Below are 22,116 nucleotides of genomic sequence, written 5' to 3'. Positions count from 1 at the left end.
CGGCTTCCTTTACTGGCCCACCGAATAACGCGCTTCTTCGCGCGTGCGGCGTGCGTGCGATTCGGCGTAAGCGGCGGAGCGTGCCCGCAGCAGCGGGTCGTCGGATGCGGCGATGCCATCGGGCAGCGTCAACGGATCGAAGCTGATGTCGCGGCATGGACCATCGATTTGCGGCTCTTCGCGCACGACGACGAGCGTTCCCGCGTCGACCCGCGCGCGGTTCGCGGGCCATTGGCGGGTCGAGTCGCGTGTCGGGTCGCCGGGCTGCGCGAGCGTGACCATCATGTGCCAGCGCACGGGGCCCTGGCCGAGACGTTCGGCAAGACCGCGCTCGAGAAAGTCCACGTCGCTCTTCTGCGCATCGGTGACGCGCGCATATGCATCGTCGGGCACGACGCTCCATCGCACATCGCGCGTGCGATTGTCGCGATCGATAAAGCGAAACGCCGACACGCTATAGTACGCGGCGTTATCGAAGCCGGACGACGGCGGATGATCGCGCAGCCATTGATCGAAGCGTGCAGTCTCGGGATGTTTCTTCAGGAACGCATCCAGCGCCTCGTTTCCATAGCCCGTCGAATCCGGGCCCTGGCGCGTGGCCGCGAGCAGTTCGAACAGCGCTTCAGGTGTGCGCACGGGAAAGATCGGCGCCGAATTCATCGCGGTGCGCCATTCGCTGCCGTCAGGCGTGACGATGCTCAGCGCAAGGCTGCGTACATTTGATGCCGCATCCGCCTGCGCGGGATTGCCGCCGCCGATCGACAGGCGTCCCACCACGCGCGAGCGGCCCGCCGCGAACACGCTCGCGCGCGACAGCGAAGCGGCTTGCCCGCTGCTGTCGAAATAGCCGGTCACGCAGACGCCTTTCGCGTGATTGCGCCGAAAGCCGGGATGCTTGCCCGACACGGCTTCGAAGCGGTCGACGATGCGGGCAGCCGAGGGCTGCGTGCCGAGCAGGCCCGCGAAACCATGCGTGTACGCATACGCGCCCGCGATGGCGCCCAGCATGACGAGTGCGAGCGCGCCGCCCGCAACGTGGCGATAGTGAGGTTTGAGCATGAATCGACTACGGATGCAGTGCGCGCCGCCGCGCGCTGCGTCAAACTGAACCGAACAGCGGATCGAAGCGGCGTTCGGCGATTGCTTTGCCGAGCTGCGTGAGATCGCCGTCGCCGGACGCGCCGATCAACGCATAGCCGAGATTCGCGTCGCGCCAGGTGACGACGTTCATCGCGTCGATGCGCTGCGAAGCGACGGACTGGTCCGCCTTGGCTTCCTTGATAACGCAAAGCGCCACGGGGTCACCCTTCTGCGGCAGATAAACGATCTGCACGAGCGGACGATCATGAAACCGCAAGCGCTGCACGCGGATGAATCTCAGGCCCGCCTTGCTGAGATCGGGCACGCGCAGCGCGATGCCGTCCTCGTTGCGGATCTCTTCGACGACGGTCTGCGCGTCGGATAAATCGGGCCACAGATGCGCGACGGTATCGCGCGAGTACAACTGTTGATAATTCGCCGCGACCTGCACCCACGGCGCCGAAGTCATCGTCGACGCTGCGACGGTAGCACTGTCGTTGCTTGCGCCGAAGCCCAGGCCCGTGCCGGCACCGGGTGCAAGACGCAGCGCGATCGCGCAGAAGAACGCGCCGCCAATGAACGCGACGGCAAGCCATGCAGGCCCGATGCGCATGCGCGAACGCACGGGCGCGGAACGCGGCATTTGCGCGTCGTGTTCGATCGCGGCGTCGTTTGCGCTTTCCTGCGCGGCTGAAGCCGACACCGGTTCCGGATGAACGGGCGCACCGCGTTGAGCCGCTTCTGTCTGTGCGCGGATCAGGTCGTCGATGCGCCGCGAGAGGCTTGCAGGCACGGCCGGTAGTTTCTGCGTGGCAAAGGCGTCGCGATACGGCAGACGCGAAGCCCTGAAGAGCGCGACCTTATCCGCGAGCTCCGCATGTGCGCGAAGTTCGTCTTCGATTTGCTGACGTTCGTGCGGCGACAGTTCGTCGTCGACATACGCCATCAGCACGGTATCGTCGACATTCATACGCTCGGGCCCTGGTCGTGAGTGCCGCTCCGCTCGGAATGGGTCATGTGATGGCTAATCTGGCTTTAAGTATAACGTCACGATCGCGCGCGCGGTGACGCTGCCGAAGCGCCGTATGCGCGAGCGAAGGGCGCTACGTCACATTCGTCGCGTTCGTCGCGTTCGTCATGTTCGAAGCCGCGCGCTCAGCCCACGGCCGGCGTTCCGGGGACGAACGTCTGGCCGAACATCGCATCGACGTCGCGCTTCGAGATCAGCTTGCCGAGCTTTTCCAGATCGACCTGACCCGACGTGCCGATCAGCGCATAGCTCAATTCCGACTGACGCCACGTGACGACGTCCATATCGTCAACGCTTTGCTGCGCGATCGCCTTGTCGGGCTTCGCGTCCTTGACGATGCACAGCGCGACAGGCCCGCCCTCGCGCGGCAGATAGACGATCTGCACGAGCGGCTTGTCGTGAAAGCGCAGGCGCTGAACGCGCTTGAACGTCAGGCCTTGCGCGCTCAGATCGGGCACGCGCAGCGGCAATTTGTCGAGTTCGCGAATATCGGCGACTGTCTTTGCCGACACGGCGGGGTCCGTCGTGACCGCGACGGTATCGCGCGAATAGAGTGCCTGGTAGCCGGCGGCCGCCATGACCCACGGCGACACGTGTTGCGTGTCCGCTACCGTCGATGCTGCGCCGCCCGACAGCACCCCGGGTGCGAGACGCAACGCAAGCCCGCAGCAGAATGCGCCAGCGACGAATGCGACCGCGAGCCACGGCGCGGAATAGCGCATCCGCGAACGCACGGGCTCGGCCGGCGGCAGCGTCGCGCTGCGCGGCGCGGCGGCATCGTTCGCGGCGGCATCGGTGGCGGGGCCGGACGCAATGGGCGATGGCGCGCTCGCGTGCGCGCGCGCAAGCTCGGCAATCTTGCGCGTGAGCGAATCGGGAACGGGCGGCAGCTTTTGCTGTGCGAATGCATCGTCATAGGGCAGGCTCGATGCGCGGAACAACTCGACGCGGCCCGCGAGTTCGGCCGACTGCGCAAGTTTGCGCTCGATATCGTGGCGCTCGTCGAGATCGAGTTCGCCGTCGACGTAGGCCATCAGCATGATGTCGTCTACTTTCATGATGCCGAGTCCTTGCCGTAGGCGGCGACCTTCGCCGGCTGAACCGCCTTGCCGGCGAACAGCGCGCCGATCGCCTGGCGTGCGCGCGACAGGCGGCTCATCACGGTGCCGATCGGCACATTGAGCGCTTGCGCCGTTTCGCTGTAGCTCATGCCTTCGACGGCGACGAGCAGCATCACGACGCGTTGCGCCTCGGGCAGACGTTGCACGGCCTCGATGATCTGCGCGTTCATCGTGATCTGTTCAGGCGTGCGCGCGGCCGGGTCTTCGACCGTTTCGAGAAAGTCATCGTCCCAATCCATGCTGGAGCGGCTGCGTACCGAACGCGCGCGCAGCTCGTTGATCCATGTGGAGTGGACGATCGAGAACATCCAGCTAAGCGGCGCCGTGTCCGCCTGCAGTTGATGTGCGCGTTCCAGCCCGCGCACGCACGCGCGCTGAACGAGATCTTCGGCGTCATGCTGGTCGCCGGAGATTCGCAATGCGAAAGCCCACAACCGCGGGAGCATATCGGGCAGCATGCTGGACAAGTCTGCACCTGTCATTGATGTCGTTCCTTGCTACTCAACCAACGGACGGAATTCAAGCGTGCAATTCTAGCCCTGATTAAACGATGCTGCTGGCGAGCGTCGAAAGCGCATCGGCGCTAGTGGGGTCGGACGTTAAAAGCGACCTTGAAAGCCTCTCGAAACGCGACTGATGCAATGGTTCGCGCTTTTAAAGCGCGAACCTTGCGACGCGCGCGAACATGTCTCGCGTTTTGCGGCAATCGATCGGCTAAGATACCGCCGCCAGTCAATTTCCGATCGATGGAGTGTTTTCAATGATTCAACCAGGCAATGTTTTCAAGGACAACCTCGCGCACATGCCGGGCATCGAAGGGATCGAGCGTATCGATCTCGTCGACGGCGACGGCGCTATCGTGGCAAGCATCGAGAACAAGCCGGGCAAGCAGGGATCGCTCGCGGTGTATCACTATCTGCGCGAAATGTTCGGCACGCTCGACGCGAAGGCTGCGGAGCACGGCCTTGCCGTGTTCGCCGAGCACACGGCCGATGCGCGCAACCGTCCGGGCGCGCATCCGAACGTCGACCGCCTGCTGGCGATTGCGGCTGGCGGCGAAGCGCTGCGTATCGACGTAATCAAGGCAGCGTGAAGCACGCACACGCGACGTGTGCATTGCGCGGCGGCCGCTTCACAGCACGCCGAGCGCCAGCGCCTTGAGCGTGGCTGCTGCGCGCGTCGAGCAGTCGAGCTTGCGAAACACGCTCTCGACATGCGTGCGCACCGTACTCGGGCTCAACGCGAGTTCGCGCGCGACTTCCTTGTTGCTCGCGCCGCGCGAGATGCCGCGCAGCACGTCGATTTCGCGCGCGGACAGACGCGCCGTCTGCGCGCGCGGATTCGCCGCTCGCCGTGGCGACGGTCCCGTGTCGATCAATGCATTGACGACATCGGCATCGAAGCGTCCGTTTGCCGCTTCGTCCTGCAAGCGCTTCGCGGCTTCGTCGTGCGTGAGCGCGGCGCGCCACGGACGCGCCGCGCGCAACGCAACCCACGCCGCGCACGCGGCGAGGATGCGCGCCTCGAACGACAGCGCCGCACCCGCGGCACCGCGAAAATAGCCCGAACCATCGAGCCGTTCATACGCGTACGAACCGAGTTCGGCTGCCTCGGCGAGCGCGCCCGTCTGCTTGCCCGCGCGCGAAGTCCAGTAGGGCACGAGGCGCACCTTTTCCCACGCGGCTTGTGACAACTGCGCAGGCGTGTTCCAGATGGGATTCGGCACGGCCGCGCGCCCCATGCCGTGCATCAGCCCGGCGCAATAGAGACGGCTCTGCGCATTCGCATCGAGCGAGAAGCGCGCGGCGCACGACGCAGCCGCCGCCGCGACGCTGCGCGAATAGCCGACCATCCACGGCAGTTTGAGATCGATGATGTCGGCGATCAGTTCGACGCAGGCGACATCGCTCATCTGCGGCGTCAGCAACGCGGCGTCGATCGACTCAGGGTCCGCGCGTTCGAGTTCGTCGAGCCATTGCGCGGCATGCGCGATCGCGAGCTTCGCGAGATGATCCGGATAGCGCGAGCCGGCGCGCTGGCCGAGCAGCGCCTTCGCGCGCTCGATACCGTAGATGCGCGAGAAGATTTCCAGATCGCCAGCGATCGCCACGACAAACACGGCATCCGGCACGGCGCTGCCGGACAGATGATCGGGTGCGCCGCTGCCATCCCAGCTTTCGAATATGTGCCGAAGCGTCGTCTCCGTACCGTGGCTTAGACCGAGCATTTTCGCGGCTTCGCCCGAGACCTCGCAGTGGATGCGGGCGAGCGGCGTGATCAGCGTGTCCAGATCGACCTGCGTTTCGATGGGCCCCGCCCAGTCGGGCTTGAGCGCGAGCATCGCCTCGCGGCTTGCGACATCGTCGCCGAGCGCTTGCGCGAAGCCCGATGCGTTCGCGGTGCAGCCCGACCAGCGCAACAGCGACGCCTCGCAGACGTGGACGATGCCCGCTTCGTCGAGTTGCGCCGCGCGCGCGAGCCGCGCTGCGAGCCATGCGGTGCGGATCGAATGATCCGTTGGCTGGCCCATGCTCAGATCGCCGATGAAGGCGAGGGCTTTCACGGCATCGAAGACGCGGACGGCGGGGCCCACGGGCGTGCTGGACGAAGTCTGCATGGACGGGCGGATCGAGGTCTTTTGTCGAGCGTCACTATACCCCGCGCGGCGCGAGGTCGGTCATTTGACCGATACCCTGTGACCGGGCCGTCTGCGATTCTTCTCGCCAGTTCGACACGTAAAGGACATCTCGATCATGAAGTCGCTTATCAGGAAGTGCGCCGCCTCCGCCATGCTGGCGGGAACGCTGTTCTCGCTGAACGCCGCGCAGGCCGCGCCCCCGCAGGATTTGAAGGGCAAGAACGTCGTGCTCGTGCATGGCGCGTTTGCCGATGGTTCGAGCTGGGAAAAGGTCATTCCGCTGCTCGAAGCGCGCGGCCTGCATGTCGTCGCGGTGCAGAATCCGTTGAGCTCGCTCGCAGACGACGCAGCGGCCACGAAGCGCGCAATCGACGCGCAGAAGGGCCCCGTCGTGCTGGTCGGGCACTCGTGGGGCGGCGTCGTGATCAGCCAGGCTGGAAATGACGACAAGGTGAAGGCGCTCGTCTACGTGGCCGCGTTCGCGCCCGACAACGGGCAGTCGGTCAACGACATGCTCAAGGGCAAGCCTGCGCCGTCGTGGGCAGGCGAGCTGCAGAAGGACTCGGGCAATTTCCTGACGCTGACGTCGAAAGCAATCGACGACGACTTCGCGCAGGATCTCAGCCCCGCGCAAAAACGCGTGGTGGCCGCGACGCAAGGCCCGTGGTTCGCTGGCTGCACCGACGACAAGGTGACGGACGCCGCATGGCACACGAAGCCTTCGTACTTCGTCGTCGCCGATAAGGACCGCATGATCGATCCGCGCTTGCAGGATGCGATGGCGGGGCAGATCAAGGCGAACGTGATGCATGTCGGCGCAAGCCATGTCGCGATGCTCAGCCAGCCGCAGGCAGTGGCGAATGCGATTATCGAGGCGGCTGCGAAAGCTCAGTAACGTTCGGCTTCGCAGGATGAACCGCGACGCGCGTCGATGCACGTCGCGGTTGTCTGGCTTTGAACGCACGCGTGCGTGCGGGATGATCTGCGCGACTGGTCGCGATCAGCGCGATCAGAGCGATCAGAGCGATCAGAGCGATCAGCGCTTCATATTGCGCATCGACACTGCAATCGCCGCCGCGGCGCCGCACGCAAGCACGCATGCCGCCAGATAGGAACCCGCGCTGATGTCATGCGTCGCCGCCGTCAATGCGCCGATGGCAGTCGGTGCGCTCAGGCTGCCCAGTTGCCCGATGCTCGAAATCAGCGCAATCGAGCCAGCCGATGCCGTGCCGCAGAGGAACGTCGCGGGTATCGTCCAGAAGATCGCCGTGCACGACAGATAGCCGATCGCGACGAGGGCCAGCCCGGCGAGCGCCGGCGTGAACGAAGCGTGCGCCGTGGCGACAGCACCGCGCCCGCCGCCGACAGCAGCGCGCAGCCCGCGAAATGGAGCCGGCGTTCACCTCGATATACGTCGTCGCGGAAATGAACGCCCTTGCGCCAATGATCGAACTGGTCAGGGCCACCGACATCGCGACGATCGTATCGACGCACGCGCTCAGCCGCGACGACGTCAAGCTGATTCCACTGGAAAGCCCTACGCCCGTGCGCTCGCCCGGACTGCTGTGGCGGCGTGACGAGGCGAGAACGCCGGCGGCCCGCCCGTTCGCATCGATGTCCGCAGCGTGGGCGACAGCGAAAGCCGCGACACCCGCCGCAAGACCGTGCGCGCCGCGCGGGCATGACGACTGCTCGCGCGCTGGGAGGTATCGCCGGTTGAAATGATCGTTTCGAGCAAATTGGTGATTGATTTGCGCAAACTCACTGAAGCGACTACACTCCGCAATTGATCGATTTGATCGCACGGTGATTGTTTCAATCAAATTCGCGGCGAGACGTGATGCCCAATAAAACTCAGGAGACTCGCATGGTCCAGATTCCCATCAAGCGCTCGATCGAGCGCGTTCCCGGCGGCATGATGATCGTGCCGTTGCTCGTTGGCTCGCTGGTGGCGACGTTCCTGCCCGGCATGCCGAAGTTCTTCGGATCGTTCACCAATGCGTTGTTCACGGGCGCGCTGCCGATTCTCGCCGTGTTCTACGTCTGCATGGGCGCGAGCATCGACGTGAAGGCGACGCCGTATCTGCTGAAAAAGGGCGGCGCGCTGCTCGTCACGAAGGTTGGCGCGGCCGTGATCGTCGGCGTGATTCTCGGGCACGTCATCGGCGAGCAGCCGATTTCGTCGGGCCTGTTCGCGGGCATCTCGACGCTGGCCGTCGTCGCCGCGATGAACGACACCAACGGCGGTCTCTACATGGCGCTGATGGGCCAGTACGGGCGCTCGGAAGACGTCGGCGCGTACACGCTGATGTCGCTGGAATCGGGGCCGTTCCTGACGATGGTGACGCTGGGCGTCGCGGGGCTGTCGGCGTTTCCGTGGCAGACGCTCGTCGGCAGCATTCTGCCGCTCGCGCTCGGCATGCTGCTCGGCAATCTGGACCGCGACATGCGCGAGTTTCTCGCGAAGGCCGTGCCCGTGATGATTCCGTTCTTCGCGCTGGCGCTGGGCGCCGGTCTCGATCTGCATAAGGTGTGGCAGGCGGGCCTGCTGGGCATCGGTCTTGGCATCGCGGTCGTCATCGTGACGGGCATTCCGCTCTATTTCGCCGACCGGCTGACGGGCGGCACGGGCGTCGCCGGCGTGGCCGCGGCCAATACGGCGGGCAACGCGGCCGCCGTACCGGCGCTCGTCGCGGCGGCGAACCCCGTGTACAACGAAGCCGCGCAAAGCGCCACACTGCTGGTTGCGGCCTGCGTGGTCGTGACGGCGATCCTGTCGCCGATCCTGACGTCGGCCGTTGCGAAACGCCATCAGCAGCGCCGCGAACGCGCGAGCGCGGAACGCCGTCAGGGAATGGCACCATGAAGATCCTGATTCTTGCGGACGACCTGTCGGGCGCCGCGGACTGCGCGATCGGTTTCGCGAGCGCGGGACATCGCACGGTCGTCACGCTGGAGGCGGCGCGTGCGCAGGCGCACGACGGCGCCGACACGATCGCCGTCGATACCGACACGCGCCGCCTGACGCCCGACGAAGCGGCGGCACGCACGTCGGCGGCGTATGCGCAGATGAGCGCGCGCGGCCAGCGGCTCTACAAGAAGATCGACTCGACGCTGCGCGGCAACTGGGCCGCCGAAGTGGCGGGCCTGCAGGCGCTCGCGGGCATGGCGATCGTCGCGCCGGCGTTTCCGGCGACGGGGCGCACGGTGCGCGGCGGGCGCGTCTATGTGCACGGCGAGCCGCTCGAAGACACGCCGACGTGGCAGCTGGAACACGCCGGCCGGCCTGCCGGCATCGCGGCGCAACTCGAGTCCGCCGGCCTGACGACGGCGCTGCTCGATGTGGAAGCGCTGCGCGACGAGCCGGACGCGCTCGCCGCGCGCATCGGCGCGATGGCCGCGCGCGGCATGCAGGCGCTGATCGCCGATACGCAATCCGAACAGGCGCTGCGTGCGCTCGCGCGCGCGACGCTGCAAAGCGATGCGGCGTTCTTCTGGGTCGGCTCGGGCGGCCTCGCGCGCGAGATCGCGGCGCTCGATTCGCGCAAGGACGCGCATCACGACAATCCGAACGGCAACGCGAACGGCGTGGCGTTTCCGGGCGGCCCGATCCTGATCATCGTCGGCAGCCTGTCGGCCGTGAGCGAGCGCCAGTGCGCGATGCTGCGCGAGCGCGGCGGCGTCGAGGAACTGGTCGTGCCGCCTGTCGTGCTGCGAGAAGGCACGAGCCACGGCGACTGGCGCGCGTTGCAGGACCAGATCGGCGTGTCGCTGAAGGCGGGCGTCGATCTGCTGCTGCGCATCGGCCGCGACGCTGCATTCGATCCGGCGGAAGGCGCGCGGCTGTCGGCGGCGCTCGCGGCGCTCGTCGAGCCGCACTTCACGAAAACGGGCGGGCTGATCGCGACGGGCGGCGAGACGGCGCGCGCGATGCTCGCGGCCGCGCGCATCGGCAATCTGCAACTGCTCGCCGAAGTCGAAGCGGGCGTCGCCGCCGCGCGGCCACTCGACGCGACGCGTGCGCATTGCCCCGGCGTCGTCACGAAGGCGGGCGCATTCGGCACCGACCATGCGCTGTACGCGGCGTGGCTGACGCTGCGCAACCAGACCGAACGCGACGTCGTTTCGCACTGATGTGTGCGAATGAACCGTGCGAATGAACCGTGCGAATGAACAGCGAACAGCGCGAATGAACAGCAGCAAACTTTGAAGCTAAACGAGATCACATCATGAGCAACTACCTTCCCGTAATCGGCATCACGATGGGCGATGCAGCGGGCGTCGGCGCGGAAGTCGTCGTCAAGAGCCTCGCGCATTCGACCGTCTACGCGCAATGCCGTCCGCTCGTGATCGGCGATGCGAAGCGCCTCGAACGCGCGAACAGGATTGTCGGCGGCGAGATGAAGATCCGTCGCATCGAAGACGCCACCGAGGCGCGCTATGAACAGGGCACGATCGACTGCATCGATCTCGGCCTGATTCCCGACGATTTGCCGTTCGGCAAGCTGTCGCCGGTGGCGGGCGATGCGGCGTATCAGTACATCAAGCGCGCCGTTGAACTCGCGCAGGCGGGCAAGATCGACGCGATCTGCACCGCGCCGCTCAACAAGGAAGCGCTGCATGCGGGCGGCCACAAGTATCCGGGGCACACGGAGATGCTCGCGCATCTGACGGGCGTCGACGAAGTGTCGATGATGCTCGTCGCGCCGCAACTGCGCGTGATTCATGTGACGACGCACATCGGCATCATCGACGCGATCCGCAAGATCGAGCCGGGTCTCGTGCAGCGGACCATCGAGCGCGGACACGCGACGCTCGTGAAAGCGGGCATCGAGCATCCGCGCATCGGCGTGTGCGGGATCAATCCGCATGCGGGCGAGAACGGCCTGTTCGGCTACGGCGAAGAGGAAGAGAAGATCATTCCCGCTGTGAAGCTGCTGCAGGAACGCGGTCTCGATGTCACGGGCCCGCTGCCCGCCGACACGCTGTTTTTCCGCGCGGGCCGCGGCGACTTCGATCTGGTGGTCGCGATGTATCACGACCAGGGCCACGGCCCCGTGAAGGTGCTCGGCCTCGAAGCGGGCGTGAACGTGACGGTCGGACTGGAAGTGATCCGCACATCCGTCGATCACGGCACGGCGTTCGATATCGCGGGCACGGGTGTCGTCGATGAAGGCAGCATGCTCGAGGCGTTGCGGCAGGGGGCGGAGCTGGCGACACGCCGGAACTGACAGCAGGCGTCGGCGCGCGCCGCGCAACGCCCGCGCGTACGCCGCTGGTGTAAGATCGAGACCCATTTGCCACCCTCCTGCAGACGTGAAAAAAACGACTGACCGTCATCAGGCGATTCTCGATCTCGTCCGTACCCGCGATGCCAACGTCGAGGAGCTGTGCGCCGCACTAGGCGTATCCGAAGCGACCATCCGGCGCGATCTGACCGCGCTTGCGAAGCAGCGGCGTCTCGTGCGCACGTACGGCGGCGCGACGGCGCTGGTGGGCGTGCACGAGCCGGAAGCATCGCTTGAAGAGCGCAAGGCGGCGCAGCGCGAGCAAAAGGACGCGATCGCGCAGGCGGCCGCCGCCCATGTCCGCGACGGCGACACCGTGCTGCTCGACGGCGGCACCACGTGCGCCGCGCTCGCGTGGCATCTGTCCACGCGAGAGAACCTGCATGTGGTCACGAACAATCTGCTGGCCGTGACGGCGCTGGCCAATGCGCCGGGCGTGCGGCTCACCATGATCGGCGGTGAATTGCGCGGCTCGAGCATGAGCACGCTCGGGCCGCTTGCGGAACTCGTCTTGAGCCGCTTGACCGTCGATCGTGCTTTTCTCGGCGCGGACGGCGTCGTCGCGGGATTCGGCCTGTGTGAGGCGACGGCGCAGCAGGCGTATCTGAAGGAATGCATCGTCGCCCGCGCCGCCGAAATCGTCGTGCTCGCCGATTCCGCGAAGCTCGGCCGCGCGCGTCAACAACACTGGACGCCCATTCAACGCGACTGGCGGCTCATCACATCAGCGCTAGCGGACGAGGCGTTGCTCGCGCCGTTTCGCGCACTCGATGAAGTGACCGTCGAACTGGCTTGAGCCAGAAGCCCGCGTCCCGCGAAGGGCAGGCCCGTGAAATGCTTGCATCGCAGCGGGCGAGTCCCGAAGCGCGGCGTCACGTGACAAGGCCGCCGTCGCCCATCCATCACCCCGCATAACGTCCCGGCTGCAACCGCGCGGGTGACCTCGTCTATTCTTTCAATGTGGCAGCAGCCTGTTGCCCGTCATTTGAAAAGGGGGCCGTCATGCGCGTACAGCAAGGCTTCGTCGGATGTGTCGGCGACACGCCGCTCATCAGGCTCGCAGCGCTCAGCGCGGAAACCGGCTGCGAGATTCTCGGCAAGGCCGAGTTCATGAACCCGGGCGGTTCGGTGAAGGACCGCGCCGCGCTTTACATCATTCAGGATGCCGAGCGGCGAGGCGCGCTCAAGCCCGGCGGCACGGTCGTCGAGGGCACGGCGGGCAACACGGGCATCGGCCTTGCGCATATCTGCGCGGCGCGCGGCTATCGCTGCGTGATCGTCATTCCGGACACGCAATCGCCGGCAAAAATGGAACTGCTGCGCGTGCTCGGCGCCGAGGTGCGCGCCGTGCCGGCTGCGCCGTACAAAGACCCGAACAACTACCAGAAGATCGCGGGCCGTCTCGCGCAGGAAATGGACAACGCGATCTGGGCCAACCAGTTCGACAACGTCGTCAATCGACAGGCCCACTATGAGACGACGGGCCCGGAGATCTGGCGAGACACGGCGGGCACGGTCGATGCGTTCGTCTGCTCGACGGGCACGGGCGGCACGCTCGCGGGCGTTAGCCGCTTTCTGAAGGAAAAGAACCCCGACGTGCGCATCGCGCTCGCGGACCCGCACGGCAGCGGCCTGTACAGCTACGTGAAAACGGGCGAGATCAAGGTGGAAGGCAGTTCGATCACGGAAGGCATCGGCTCGAGCCGCGTCACCGCGAACCTCGAAGGCACGCCGATCGACGACGCGTTTCGCGTCGACGACCAGTCGTGCGTGACAATGGTGTATCGCTTGCTGCGCGAGGAAGGACTGTATGTCGGAGGATCGACGGGCATCAACGTCGCGGCTGCCGTGTCGCTTGCGCGGCAGATGGGGCCGGGTCATACGATCGTGACGCCGCTGTGCGATCGCGGCGAACTGTATCGCGCGCGGCTCTTCAATCCGGACTGGCTGAAGGAGAAAGGGCTGACTCCGATATAAGCACTGCATGAACGCACTGCATGAACTCATTCGCGAGGCAGCGCGAAGCACACCATGCCGACGTGCGCATACGCATCGCGTGCGGGCGAACTATGCTTGAGAGATCACGTTTGGTCGTTGTCCACTGCGACTGCCAACAGGAGGTGTGCCATGTCCATGTCTACAACCCTCCAGGAATGCCTGGCGGGCAAGAACTCCCGGTATGAGATCGTGCAACATCCGTACAGCCACTCCAGCATGGAAACGGCGGCGGCAGCCCACATTCCCGGTGACCGTCTTGCAAAAACCGTGCTCTTCGAAGACGAACAAGGCTATGTGGCCGCCGTGCTGCCGTCGACTTACGCGGTAAAACTATCCGAGCTATGGACGAAGACAGGGCGGCGTCTCACGCTCGCGAAAGAAGTCGATCTGCGCGAACTGTTCAAGGACTGCGAATTCGGCGCATTGCCACCCGTGTGCACGGCCTACGGCATGAAAACATATCTCGACGAAAGCCTCGCCCGTCAACCCGATGTGTACTTCGAATCCGGCGATCACGAGGCGCTCGTTCACATGGACAGCGATCAGTTCCTCTCGCTGATGGACGAAGCGGAACGCGCGCACATCGGACGCCGGATGCACGGCATGTCCAGTTGATGTGCGTGCCGCGCGCGCTCATGCGTCGAAGCGGTTTCCTGCTTGGCGCAGACGCCGCACGCGCTGTCAAGATGGGCGCGCGCGCTTTCCTTGTCGCCAACGCGCATCTGCTCGTACGCGCGTTGCGCGATGTCGTGCGGCACGGGTTTGAGCGGCCGGTTGGTCTGCATCGCCTTGAGTTGCACCTCGGCTGCCCGTTCGAGGTAGTACAGGTCGTCCCATGCTTCCTCGATGCTCGCGCCCGCCACCATGACGCCGTGATTCTTCAGGAACAACACGTCCGCGTCGCCCATTGCCTGCGCGATGCGCTCGCCCTCTGACGTGTCGAGCGCGAGTCCGTTGTAGTCTTCGTCGACGGCCGTGCGGCCATAGAACTTGAGCGCCGTTTGCCCCAGCCACAAGAGCGGCGGCCCTTCCAGCAGACATAAGGCGGTCGCGTTGGGCATGTGCGTGTGAAACGCGGCCTTCACGCGCGGCATCGCGCGATGCAGACGCGCATGAATATAGAACGCCGTCGCCTCGGGCTTGCCGTCGCCGTCGATCACGTTGCCGTCGAAATCGCAGATCAGCAGCCGCGACGCCGTGACTTCCGAAAACGCATAGCCGTACGGATTGACGAAGAAAAGATCGTCATGCCCCGGCACGATAGCCGAGAAATGATTGCACACGCCTTCTTCGAAGCCATGTTGCGCGGCGAGCTGGAAACAGGCAGCCAGCTCGGCGCGGGCAATGCGCACCGCATCCGAATCGAGCGTGGCGCGCGCAGTGACAGCCGAGGTCTTGACGTCGAGCGTATGGGCCATGACGGGTCCTTTGATGGGTTACCAGCAGGTGCTACCAGCCGAGCGACGCGAACAGGGGCGGCACCCGGTCGAGTGTCGGCAGCGTCGCATCGGGCGTGTAGTCGGGTAGGCACTGGCGCCCCGTGCCGCGATCGATCCAGACGCAGCGAAAGCCGACATCGCGCGCCGCGGCGTGATCGAGATGCGGGCTCGCGCAAATATGCACGACGTCGTCGCGCGACACACCGAGCTGTTCGTGAGCATAGTCGAAAAGCCGGCGATCGGGCTTGTACGCGCCCGCCTGCTGCGCGGTGATCACGCGGTCGATGTGGCCGCCGAGCTGCGCGACATTGCCTGCGATCACATCGTCGTCGGTATTGGACACGATGCACAGCCTGAAGCCCGCTTCCTTCAACGCGCGCAGTGTGCTCACGACTTCGGGAAACGGCGGCATCGCGGAGATGCGCTCCGTCAGCATGCGGATATCGTCGGGGCCGGCGCGCAGCCTGAATTCTTCGAGCGCGATGCGCAGCGCTTCGCCCGCGACCTCGCGAAACGAGCGATGCGGCGGCGTTTGTTCGAGCGCGTGCTCGTGACGGTCGTAGACGGCGATCAGCGCGCGCGGATCGATGGCGGCTGCGTGCTTGCCCGCGAGAATGGCCGCGACGGCGTCCTGCAAGCCTTCATCCCATTGAATCAGCGTGCCGTAGCAGTCGAACGTGAGCCACGTCGGGCGTCGCGTAGAGTCGAGTGACATGTGCGGTTCCTTTTCCGGAGGCGTCGAGATGAATGCAGGCTACGCCGCACGGCCGATATTGGGAAATTAAATTAAAATGCGGTGCTTAGTGGAAACGTAAATATGGAGCGGGCCGCCATGCTAGATCTGGAACTCCTGAACACGCTGATCTGCGTCGTCGACGAAGGCAGCTTTACGCGCGCCGGCGACCGCGTGCACCGCACGCAATCGACCGTCAGCCAACAGGTGCGGCGCCTGGAGGAACTGGTCGGCCGCACGCTGCTGATGCGCGACCGCACGGGCAACCAGGTGACCGCGACCGAGCACGGCGAGCTGCTCGCGCAATATGCGCGCCGCCTCGTCGCGCTGTCGCGGGAAGCGCAGGACGCGCTCGCCAGCGACGTGTCGAGCACGCCGATCCGCATCGGCGTGCCGGAAGATTTCGACGCCCGGCGCATGGCATCGATGCTCTCCGGCTTTGTCAAGGCGCGGCCCGATGCACGGCTCGAAACGGTCGCGGGCATGAGCTCCGATCTGCAGCGCAAGCTGGCGGGCGGCGAGATCGAGATCGCGCTCGTCAAGCGCGAGCCGGGCAGCGGCCCATGTCTTGCGTCGTGGCCCGAAGCGCTCGTCTGGGTACGCGGCCGGATGGTCGAAGTGCCGCCCGAGGGCGGCGAGCCGATTCCCCTCGCGCTCTTTCCGCAAGGCTGCGTGTATCGCAAGCGCGCGATTCGCAGCCTCGATCATTTGCAGCGCAGCTGGCGCGTTGCGTTCGGCAGCCAAAGTCTGACGGGCATCCAGGCGGCCGTTGCTTCCGGTCTCGGCATCACGGTGCTGCCGACGACGGCGGTGCTGCCCGAGCATAGCGTGTGCTTCGACCTGCCGCGGCTGCCGCCCACGGAGCTCGCGCTGGTCAGCGCAGGAGGCGCGATGAATGCGGTGCAGTCGGCGCTGGTGGAGTTCCTTCGGGAAACCGTATCGGACCGATGAGCGGGTGGTTGCTGTTCATCGCGTGACGGCGCGGCGGGATCACCCGCGCTGTGCGGTTCGCGCGAAGAACCGGTTGTCCGGCCGTGGCAGGCCGAGATGCTCGCGCAACGTCGTTCCTTCGTACGCGCGCCGGAAAATCCCGCGCCGTTGCAGTTCGGGAACCACCTTGTCGGCGAAATCGTCGAGCCCGCCGGGCAGATAAGGAAACATCACGTTGAATCCGTCGGAGCCGCGCTCGATCAGCCATTGCTCCATCTGATCGGCGATCGTCGCCGGTGTGCCGATCATCTCGAGTCCCGAATAGCCGCCGATACGCTGTGCAAGCTGACGAATGGTCAACTGTTCGGCGCGCGCCCAGTCGACGACACGTTGCCGCGCGCTCTTGCTCGCGTTGGTCTCCGGGATGTCGGGCAGCGGCCCGTCGGGATCGAGTTGCGACACATCGTGGCCCAGCGCGATCGACAGCGATGCGATGCCGCTGTCGTAGTGAACGAGGGTATCGAGCAGCGCGCGCTTTTCGCGTGCCTCATCGGCCGACTCGCCGACGACGACGAACGCGCCGGGCAGTATCTTCAGGTGGTCCGGGTTGCGGCCTGCGCGCTCGACGCGGCCTTTCACATCGGCATAGAAGCGCTTGCCTTCGGCGAGCGACGGCGGCGCGGCGAACACGGCGTCGGCCGTTTCGGCGGCGATTTGGCGTCCCGCCTCCGACGAACCGGCTTGCACGACGACGGGCCACCCCTGGACGGGCCTCGCGATGTTCAGCGGGCCGCGCACCGACAGGCGCTCGCCCTTGTGTCCGAGCACATGCATCCGTTCCGGATCCACGTAGACGCCGCTTTCGACATCGCGGACGAAGGCGTCGTCGGCCCAGCTGTCCCATAGCCCCGTGACGACATCGTAGAACTCGCGCGCGCGGTGATAGCGCTCGCCGTGCTCGACGTGCTCGTCGAGCCCGAAGTTGAGGGCCGCGTCCGGGTTCGCCGTCGTCACGAGATTCCAGCCGGCGCGTCCGCCGCTCAGATGGTCGAGCGAAGCAAACCGGCGCGCAACGTGATAGGGCTCGTCGAAAGTGGTCGATGACGTCGCGATCAGGCCGATGCGCTCCGTCACGGCTGACAGCGCGGACAACAGTGTCAAAGGCTCGAACGACGTGACGGTGTGACTGCGCTTGAGCGCGGCGGGCGGCATGTTCAGCACGGCCAGATGATCGGCCATGAAGAACGCGTCGAAGCACGCGCGTTCGAGCGTCTGGGCGAAGCGCCTGAGGTGGGCGATGTTGAAGTTGGCGTCGGGGAAGGCGCCCGGATAGCGCCATGCGCCCGTATGCAGGCTGACGGGACGCATGAAAGCGCCGAGATGCAGCTGGCGGGATGAGGTCATGATGGAAGCCCTCGTTGAAGCTGGACGGATGTGCGAAACCAGTGCGACATACGATACGGCAAGCGCGTGATTTCGGCTGGCGCGCTGCCTGGCTGCCGCGACTGGCGACCGATGGCGCGGCAACGGGCGCCGCGCCTGGACTGGACTCCATTGCGCTGAACGCTTCGATGCGCGGGTTCGCCAACGCGCATCGGTGAGCGAAGCCTTGCGTGCGCAACCGTGCCGGCCACCTGTTGGATGGCCGCGCACAGCGCTTCGGCAATCGTTGGCGGAATTCGCACACGGCCGCCCGCGAACCGCGCAGTGAAATGCTCGTGAGCGGGCGCGAGGCCTTTTGTTTTCGGGTGTTCACGTCGCGCGAAAGCGTGATTGGAAGCGCCTGGCATAGCTCGTGCACATGCTGCTGCGGGCCTGGAATGGACCGATCGCCGTTCATTCGAATGCCCGGCCTGCACACTGGAGTCCCCATGAACGTGAAACCGATCGCCGCCCTGTCGGCGGCATGTGCCGTCCTGTTTGCCGCGCCCGCCATCGCGGGCGGCTACGGCACCGCATACGACACGCGCGCCGGCAGCGGCGCGTCGCTATTGCAACGTGACCAAGCCTTTCAATCGATGCCGATGGACGTCAGCCATCGCAGCGTGGCGCACCAGAGCCACAGCGACCACAGTGACCACGGCGATCGCAGTGACCAGGGCGTCGGCGGCAGCGAACCGGGCGGCTCGCAGTCCGGCAAACGCGCGCCGTCCGACACGATCGATCCGATGTATCGCGGCGGTTGATGCGCCATCGCCGAATGTTCTTCGCTGGCGCCGGGTGATCGCGCGTCGTCGCCGGCACGAAGCATAGGCGTTGTCATCGATGCAATTTCCCGCGTCATTCGTCAAACTGTTCGGCAAACCCGGCTAATGGCGAAGTAGCTTGTTTTTGGCGTGCCGCGCGCCTTATGCTGTCTCGTTTGCAATCTGCAATTCGAAAGGGGATAGCATGGACCGCGTTCAGGCAATGGAAGTCTTCACGCGTGTGGTCGATGCAAACAGCTTTACGCGGGCTGCCGAGCAACTCGGGATGCCGCGCGCGTCGGTGACGACGACCATCCAGAATCTCGAAGCGTTGCTGGGCGTGCGGCTGATGAACCGCACCACGCGCCGGCTGTCGCTCACGCCGGAAGGCGCCGCGTATTACGAGCACTGCATCCGCATCATCAGCGACATCGCTGAAACGGATGCGAGCTTCCAGGCGGGCAATCGCAAGCCGAGCGGCGCATTGCGCGTGCATATGCCGAATTCGCTCGGCCGCCATCTCGTGATTCCCGCGTTGCAGACCTTCCATCAGCGCTATCCCGACATCACGCTCGATCTGTCGCTGTCCGACAGGCCGGTGGACCCCGTCGAGGAAGGGATCGACTGCATGATCCGCGCCGGCGCGCTCGAAGACTCGTCGATGGTCGCGCGCCGGATCGGCATGCTCAAGCGCGTGACCTGCGCATCGCCCGAATACCTGAAGCGCCACGGCGAGCCGCGCGACATCGACGATCTGGCCTCGCACCAGGCGGTGAATTTCCGCGTCGTTCACGGCACGCGGCCGATGCCGTGGATCTTCGTCGTCGACGGCAAGGCGACGGAGGTGCGCATGAACGGAACCATCACGGTCAACGATTCGGAAGCGTATGTCAGATGCGGGCTGGAGGGCTTCGGGTTGATCCAGCCGATGCTCTTCATGGTGACGCCGCAACTGCGCGATGGTTCCTTGCAGGAAGTGCTGCCGGACTTTCAGCCGAAGCCCAAGCCGATTTCGATCGTCTATCCGAACAACCGGCATCTGTCCGCAAAGGTGCGCGTGTTTGCGGACTGGGTCGCGGAACTGTTCGAGTCGACGCCTGCAATCGCGGGCAACGAAGAGCGGCGCATCACGGCCCCGAAGCGCGAAAGCCACGCGGACCGGCCGGTCGCAGCTTAGGCTATTCACATCGGGCTTGCCGTGACGCGCGGCAAGCCGCCTCCACGCACCATCGTCGAGCCCGCGTGCGAATCTGCAACCAAGCCTTCAAATCGAAAGCAGACGCGGCGCACACACGCGAATATGAGCGGCCATCGACAGGCGCCGCCAGTCGCGGCTGATGGCGCCATTTCCACGCGCAACGCGGAAGCGGCATTGGAATAGATGCTGGCGACAAGTGTTAGCCATAGTCGGGGCGCCCATGTAGTGCCAAAAATGGCGTCCCGCGCGGACAGCATGCCGTTCGGCGCAAAGACCGCTTTTTCGGGGATGACTTGCGCATCCAGGCGGCGTGTCGCAATTGCGTTGCGGCCGCTGCCGCAGCGCAATTGACGAATCTAATTCTCCGACTCTCTCGATATGAACATCGAACGCGTGTCCTTTCTCGGCAAGCAGAACCCGAAGCTGACATTGGCGCTCGCCGGCGCACTGGCAGTGTTCGTCTTTTGGGTCGAGACGTTCGGCCATTTCGCGACCGCGGTGATGGTGCTGTACTCGATCGTCGTCATGCTGGCGGCAACCGTGTTTTCGCGCCGCGGCACGTTGATCGTCGCGGCTGCGTGCATCGCCGCGACGATAGCGGGCTTTTTGATCGGGCATCTCCACCACGATTCCTATTCGGCCGTCGCGCGTTCGGCCGTCGCCTGTTTCGCCATCGTCGCGGCCACTGCGCTGACGCTGCGCATCCAGGCCGACGGCGCGCGCCTCGCGGAGCAGGTGCGCGAGCTGAATCGCACGCATGAAGCGCTCAACCGTTCGACAGCCGAGCTCGCACATGCGACGCGTGTGACGATGCTCGGCGAACTGGCGGCCTCCATCGCGCACGAAGTCACCCAGCCGCTGGCCGCCATTACCGCGCATGGCGACGCGGGGCTGCGCTGGCTGCGGCGCGATACGCCCAATCTCGACGAAGCCTGCCATGCGTTCGAGGCGATGGTGAGCAACGCGCGCCGTTCGAGCGAAATCATCCGCCGCATTCGGGCGCTCGCAAGAAAAGGCGAACCCGCGTTCGCGCCACTCGGCATCAACAACGTGGTCGTCGAGACGATCGATCTGCTGGAGCCCGAAGTGATGAAATACGGTGCGGTCGTGAAGATGAATCTTGCGCCCGGCGAGCTGATGGTCAATGGCGATCGCGTGCAGCTTCAGCAAGTCCTGATCAATCTGGCCGTGAACGGGCTGCAGGCGATGTCGTCGATTCACGACCGGCCGCGCGAACTGTCGGTGCATACGCGCATCGAGCACGGGCTGCGCGCCGTCGTGACCGTCGAGGACTCGGGTGAAGGGGTCGCGCCGGACGTCGCTGCGCGTCTGTTCGGCGCGTTCTTTACGACGAAGGCGGACGGCATGGGCCTCGGGCTGTCCATCTGCCGGTCGATCGTCGAGGGACACGGCGGTTCGATCTCTTGCGAAATGCCTTCGGCACGCGGCGCGCGAATGCAGATCGAGCTTCCCATCGCAATGCACGCAAACGCGTGACGGTGGGTCTCGCCAGATGCGCCGTCACCACATCGACGGGCGGCGCGAAGACGATGTCAAACCTTCGAACCATAAAAGCGTGCGCCTTCGCATGCGCGGCGTCATGCGAAGGCGAGAGGCGTCAAGCGAAAGGCGTGAATCGAATCGTGTATTGACGAGAGCTGGCCAAGCCTGAAGCGCCGTTACTCGGGCACCGGCGCTTGTGCATCTTGCGCCGGCGCTCCATCTGGCTCGAACGGCTCGCTCTTCCGATGAAGCGCGTTGGAAGCCGAAGACTTCGGGTGCTTCTCGCGAGTCAGCTTCTCGTGGACATCCTGCGTGAGCCGCGCTATCTGTTCCGTCAACTCGCGCGTGAGTTCCGTCAATTCGGTGTTCTGCGTGAGAAGCTCCTGCATCTGCGCGGCCTGATGCGCGAGCGCCTTGTCCGCGAGCGCCTTGCCGCGCCTTTGCGACGCCAGCGCGAGCGCTTCACGATGACGCGCGTCCGCATCGGCGAGCGCCTTGTCACGGTCAGCCTGGCGCGTTTGCGAAAGCAGGATCAACGGCGCGGCATACGCCGATTGAAGACTGAACGCGAGGTTCAGAAGCACGAACGGGTACGCATCGAAATGAGCGATGCCGCAGACATTCAAAGCGATCCACACTGCGACGATCAGCGTCCGGGACAGCAGGAACGCGGGCGTGCCGAAGAAGCGCGCGAACGCCTCCGCTTTCAGCGCGAACCAGTGCTGCCCAACGCGGCGGTGAGATGCGCGTACGGAAGCACGATGCGATCGCGCGCAAGGACCCCGACGGCGCGCGCGCCGCAATGCGCATGCACCTGTCGAGCAGCCGCGAACGCTTGCGCCGCGCAAGCAGCCAGGCCGAGGAAGCCGCGACGCGCGCGCCGTGAGCGGTTGACGTTGCAACGGGAAGCGGCCATGCAGGCCGCTTTTTTGTTGGCGAAATTTTGGCTGATTGGTGGCATCGTGCGACGTT

The 22,116-nt window shown here is 65.4% G+C and carries 22 protein-coding genes and 2 pseudogenes; 15 read left to right on the top strand and 9 right to left on the bottom strand.

Going from position 1 to position 22,116, the window contains the following annotated elements; all coding sequences use genetic code 11:
• Window positions 1–9: 9 nt before the first annotated feature.
• The 4 genes from J8I87_RS02520 to J8I87_RS02505 form a co-directional block, all read right to left on the bottom strand.
• Window positions 10–1,059 carry a catalase family peroxidase gene (locus tag J8I87_RS02520; RefSeq protein WP_209929864.1) on the bottom strand — a complete coding sequence of 350 codons (1,050 nt, stop codon included), beginning with the start codon at window positions 1,057–1,059 and terminating at the stop codon, window positions 10–12.
• 40 nt (window positions 1,060–1,099) lie between these two features.
• Entirely contained in the window at window positions 1,100–2,050 is a 951-nt protein-coding gene (locus J8I87_RS02515; protein ID WP_209929863.1) for an anti-sigma factor family protein, read from the bottom strand.
• Between the two features lie 185 nt (window positions 2,051–2,235).
• Window positions 2,236–3,168 (bottom strand): anti-sigma factor, encoded by a 933-nt coding sequence (locus J8I87_RS02510; RefSeq protein WP_209929862.1) that lies wholly within the window; start codon window positions 3,166–3,168, stop codon window positions 2,236–2,238.
• On the bottom strand, window positions 3,165–3,713 hold the full coding sequence (locus J8I87_RS02505; RefSeq protein ID WP_209929861.1) for an RNA polymerase sigma factor: 549 nt from the start codon (window positions 3,711–3,713) through the stop codon (window positions 3,165–3,167). Before J8I87_RS02505 ends, J8I87_RS02510 begins: the two co-directional genes overlap by 4 nt.
• Before the next feature lie 278 nt (window positions 3,714–3,991).
• On the opposite strand from J8I87_RS02505, the gene J8I87_RS02500 reads away from it, so the two are divergent.
• The gene (locus tag J8I87_RS02500) at window positions 3,992–4,324 is read left to right on the top strand and encodes a DUF2322 family protein (protein WP_209929860.1); all 333 of its coding nucleotides are present in this window, start codon (window positions 3,992–3,994) and stop codon (window positions 4,322–4,324) included.
• A 39-nt stretch (window positions 4,325–4,363) separates the two neighbouring features.
• On the opposite strand, the gene J8I87_RS02495 is transcribed toward J8I87_RS02500, so the two are convergent.
• Window positions 4,364–5,848, bottom strand: coding sequence for an HD domain-containing phosphohydrolase (locus J8I87_RS02495; protein ID WP_209929859.1), 1,485 nt, complete (start codon window positions 5,846–5,848; stop codon window positions 4,364–4,366).
• A gap of 136 nt (window positions 5,849–5,984) precedes the next feature.
• On the opposite strand from J8I87_RS02495, the gene J8I87_RS02490 reads away from it, so the two are divergent.
• From J8I87_RS02490 to J8I87_RS02450, 9 genes are all read left to right on the top strand, one after another.
• Entirely contained in the window at window positions 5,985–6,764 is a 780-nt protein-coding gene (locus J8I87_RS02490) for an alpha/beta hydrolase (protein WP_209929858.1), read from the top strand.
• 229 nt (window positions 6,765–6,993) lie between these two features.
• On the top strand, window positions 6,994–7,152 hold the full coding sequence (locus tag J8I87_RS02485) for a hypothetical protein (RefSeq protein WP_209929857.1): 159 nt from the start codon (window positions 6,994–6,996) through the stop codon (window positions 7,150–7,152).
• Window positions 7,153–7,255: 103 nt separating this feature from the next.
• Window positions 7,256–7,594 (top strand): LysR substrate-binding domain-containing protein, encoded by a 339-nt coding sequence (locus J8I87_RS02480; RefSeq protein WP_245253651.1) that lies wholly within the window; start codon window positions 7,256–7,258, stop codon window positions 7,592–7,594.
• Between the two features lie 142 nt (window positions 7,595–7,736).
• Complete coding sequence (locus J8I87_RS02475) at window positions 7,737–8,735, top strand: 2-keto-3-deoxygluconate permease (RefSeq protein WP_209929856.1); 999 nt, start codon at window positions 7,737–7,739, stop codon at window positions 8,733–8,735.
• Window positions 8,732–10,003: a four-carbon acid sugar kinase family protein gene (locus J8I87_RS02470; protein WP_209929855.1), complete on the top strand. Its 1,272-nt coding sequence runs from the start codon at window positions 8,732–8,734 to the stop codon at window positions 10,001–10,003. Before J8I87_RS02475 ends, J8I87_RS02470 begins: the two co-directional genes overlap by 4 nt.
• Before the next feature lie 95 nt (window positions 10,004–10,098).
• Window positions 10,099–11,100 (top strand): 4-hydroxythreonine-4-phosphate dehydrogenase PdxA, encoded by a 1,002-nt coding sequence (pdxA, locus tag J8I87_RS02465; protein WP_209929854.1) that lies wholly within the window; start codon window positions 10,099–10,101, stop codon window positions 11,098–11,100.
• An 85-nt stretch (window positions 11,101–11,185) separates the two neighbouring features.
• The gene (locus J8I87_RS02460; RefSeq protein ID WP_209929853.1) at window positions 11,186–11,953 is read left to right on the top strand and encodes a DeoR/GlpR family DNA-binding transcription regulator; all 768 of its coding nucleotides are present in this window, start codon (window positions 11,186–11,188) and stop codon (window positions 11,951–11,953) included.
• Window positions 11,954–12,159: 206 nt separating this feature from the next.
• Window positions 12,160–13,134 (top strand): cysteine synthase A, encoded by a 975-nt coding sequence (locus tag J8I87_RS02455; protein ID WP_209929852.1) that lies wholly within the window; start codon window positions 12,160–12,162, stop codon window positions 13,132–13,134.
• 150 nt (window positions 13,135–13,284) lie between these two features.
• Window positions 13,285–13,770 carry an aminoacyl-tRNA deacylase gene (locus J8I87_RS02450; RefSeq protein ID WP_209929851.1) on the top strand — a complete coding sequence of 162 codons (486 nt, stop codon included), beginning with the start codon at window positions 13,285–13,287 and terminating at the stop codon, window positions 13,768–13,770.
• Window positions 13,771–13,788: 18 nt separating this feature from the next.
• On the opposite strand, the pseudogene J8I87_RS02445 reads toward J8I87_RS02450, so the two are convergent.
• Window positions 13,789–14,573, bottom strand: a pseudogene (locus J8I87_RS02445) (aldolase).
• Window positions 14,574–14,604: 31 nt separating this feature from the next.
• On the bottom strand, window positions 14,605–15,309 hold the full coding sequence (locus tag J8I87_RS02440) for a haloacid dehalogenase type II (protein WP_209929849.1): 705 nt from the start codon (window positions 15,307–15,309) through the stop codon (window positions 14,605–14,607).
• 117 nt (window positions 15,310–15,426) lie between these two features.
• On the opposite strand from J8I87_RS02440, the gene J8I87_RS02435 reads away from it, so the two are divergent.
• Window positions 15,427–16,278, top strand: coding sequence for a LysR family transcriptional regulator (locus tag J8I87_RS02435; protein WP_209929848.1), 852 nt, complete (start codon window positions 15,427–15,429; stop codon window positions 16,276–16,278).
• Window positions 16,279–16,317: 39 nt separating this feature from the next.
• Here the strand turns inward: J8I87_RS02435 and J8I87_RS02430 are convergent, their stop codons facing one another.
• Complete coding sequence (locus J8I87_RS02430; RefSeq protein WP_209929847.1) at window positions 16,318–17,661, bottom strand: LLM class flavin-dependent oxidoreductase; 1,344 nt, start codon at window positions 17,659–17,661, stop codon at window positions 16,318–16,320.
• A gap of 467 nt (window positions 17,662–18,128) precedes the next feature.
• On the opposite strand from J8I87_RS02430, the gene J8I87_RS02425 reads away from it, so the two are divergent.
• The 3 genes from J8I87_RS02425 to J8I87_RS02415 all read left to right on the top strand — a co-directional run bounded on the left by J8I87_RS02425 (window position 18,129) and on the right by J8I87_RS02415 (window position 21,138).
• Window positions 18,129–18,443 carry a hypothetical protein gene (locus J8I87_RS02425; RefSeq protein ID WP_209929960.1) on the top strand — a complete coding sequence of 105 codons (315 nt, stop codon included), beginning with the start codon at window positions 18,129–18,131 and terminating at the stop codon, window positions 18,441–18,443.
• A 205-nt stretch (window positions 18,444–18,648) separates the two neighbouring features.
• On the top strand, window positions 18,649–19,620 hold the full coding sequence (locus tag J8I87_RS02420) for a LysR family transcriptional regulator (RefSeq protein ID WP_209929846.1): 972 nt from the start codon (window positions 18,649–18,651) through the stop codon (window positions 19,618–19,620).
• Between the two features lie 399 nt (window positions 19,621–20,019).
• Entirely contained in the window at window positions 20,020–21,138 is a 1,119-nt protein-coding gene (locus J8I87_RS02415) for a sensor histidine kinase (RefSeq protein ID WP_209929845.1), read from the top strand.
• A 182-nt stretch (window positions 21,139–21,320) separates the two neighbouring features.
• On the opposite strand, the gene J8I87_RS02410 is transcribed toward J8I87_RS02415, so the two are convergent.
• The gene (locus tag J8I87_RS02410; RefSeq protein WP_313063660.1) at window positions 21,321–21,782 is read right to left on the bottom strand and encodes a DUF1003 domain-containing protein; all 462 of its coding nucleotides are present in this window, start codon (window positions 21,780–21,782) and stop codon (window positions 21,321–21,323) included.
• A 119-nt stretch (window positions 21,783–21,901) separates the two neighbouring features.
• Between J8I87_RS02410 and J8I87_RS02405 the strand changes: the two are divergent.
• Window positions 21,902–22,030, top strand: a pseudogene (locus J8I87_RS02405) (FadR family transcriptional regulator); the annotation flags it as partial.
• Between the last annotated feature and the right edge of the window lie 86 nt (window positions 22,031–22,116).

Origin of the sequence: Paraburkholderia sp. LEh10, from assembly GCF_017814945.1 — a bacterium.
Taxonomy (GTDB): Bacteria; Pseudomonadota; Gammaproteobacteria; order Burkholderiales; family Burkholderiaceae; genus Paraburkholderia.
This window is presented reverse-complemented; position numbering and strand designations above follow the sequence as displayed.

Bases quoted from the DNA above. Each gene is read 5' to 3' on its own strand.
- J8I87_RS02520 (WP_209929864.1), bottom strand. From the start codon at position 1,059: ATGCTCAAACCTCACTATCGCCACGTTGCGGGCGGCGCGCTCGCACTC.
- J8I87_RS02515 (WP_209929863.1), bottom strand. From the start codon at position 2,050: ATGAATGTCGACGATACCGTGCTGATGGCGTATGTCGACGACGAACTG.
- J8I87_RS02510 (WP_209929862.1), bottom strand. From the start codon at position 3,168: ATGAAAGTAGACGACATCATGCTGATGGCCTACGTCGACGGCGAACTC.
- J8I87_RS02505 (WP_209929861.1), bottom strand. From the start codon at position 3,713: ATGACAGGTGCAGACTTGTCCAGCATGCTGCCCGATATGCTCCCGCGG.
- J8I87_RS02500 (WP_209929860.1), top strand. From the start codon at position 3,992: ATGATTCAACCAGGCAATGTTTTCAAGGACAACCTCGCGCACATGCCG.
- J8I87_RS02495 (WP_209929859.1), bottom strand. From the start codon at position 5,848: ATGCAGACTTCGTCCAGCACGCCCGTGGGCCCCGCCGTCCGCGTCTTC.
- J8I87_RS02490 (WP_209929858.1), top strand. From the start codon at position 5,985: ATGAAGTCGCTTATCAGGAAGTGCGCCGCCTCCGCCATGCTGGCGGGA.
- J8I87_RS02485 (WP_209929857.1), top strand. From the start codon at position 6,994: ATGTCATGCGTCGCCGCCGTCAATGCGCCGATGGCAGTCGGTGCGCTC.
- J8I87_RS02480 (WP_245253651.1), top strand. From the start codon at position 7,256: ATGGAGCCGGCGTTCACCTCGATATACGTCGTCGCGGAAATGAACGCC.
- J8I87_RS02475 (WP_209929856.1), top strand. From the start codon at position 7,737: ATGGTCCAGATTCCCATCAAGCGCTCGATCGAGCGCGTTCCCGGCGGC.
- J8I87_RS02470 (WP_209929855.1), top strand. From the start codon at position 8,732: ATGAAGATCCTGATTCTTGCGGACGACCTGTCGGGCGCCGCGGACTGC.
- pdxA (WP_209929854.1), top strand. From the start codon at position 10,099: ATGAGCAACTACCTTCCCGTAATCGGCATCACGATGGGCGATGCAGCG.
- J8I87_RS02455 (WP_209929852.1), top strand. From the start codon at position 12,160: ATGCGCGTACAGCAAGGCTTCGTCGGATGTGTCGGCGACACGCCGCTC.
- J8I87_RS02450 (WP_209929851.1), top strand. From the start codon at position 13,285: ATGTCCATGTCTACAACCCTCCAGGAATGCCTGGCGGGCAAGAACTCC.
- J8I87_RS02440 (WP_209929849.1), bottom strand. From the start codon at position 15,309: ATGTCACTCGACTCTACGCGACGCCCGACGTGGCTCACGTTCGACTGC.
- J8I87_RS02435 (WP_209929848.1), top strand. From the start codon at position 15,427: ATGCTAGATCTGGAACTCCTGAACACGCTGATCTGCGTCGTCGACGAA.
- J8I87_RS02430 (WP_209929847.1), bottom strand. From the start codon at position 17,661: ATGACCTCATCCCGCCAGCTGCATCTCGGCGCTTTCATGCGTCCCGTC.
- J8I87_RS02425 (WP_209929960.1), top strand. From the start codon at position 18,129: ATGAACGTGAAACCGATCGCCGCCCTGTCGGCGGCATGTGCCGTCCTG.
- J8I87_RS02420 (WP_209929846.1), top strand. From the start codon at position 18,649: ATGGACCGCGTTCAGGCAATGGAAGTCTTCACGCGTGTGGTCGATGCA.
- J8I87_RS02415 (WP_209929845.1), top strand. From the start codon at position 20,020: ATGAACATCGAACGCGTGTCCTTTCTCGGCAAGCAGAACCCGAAGCTG.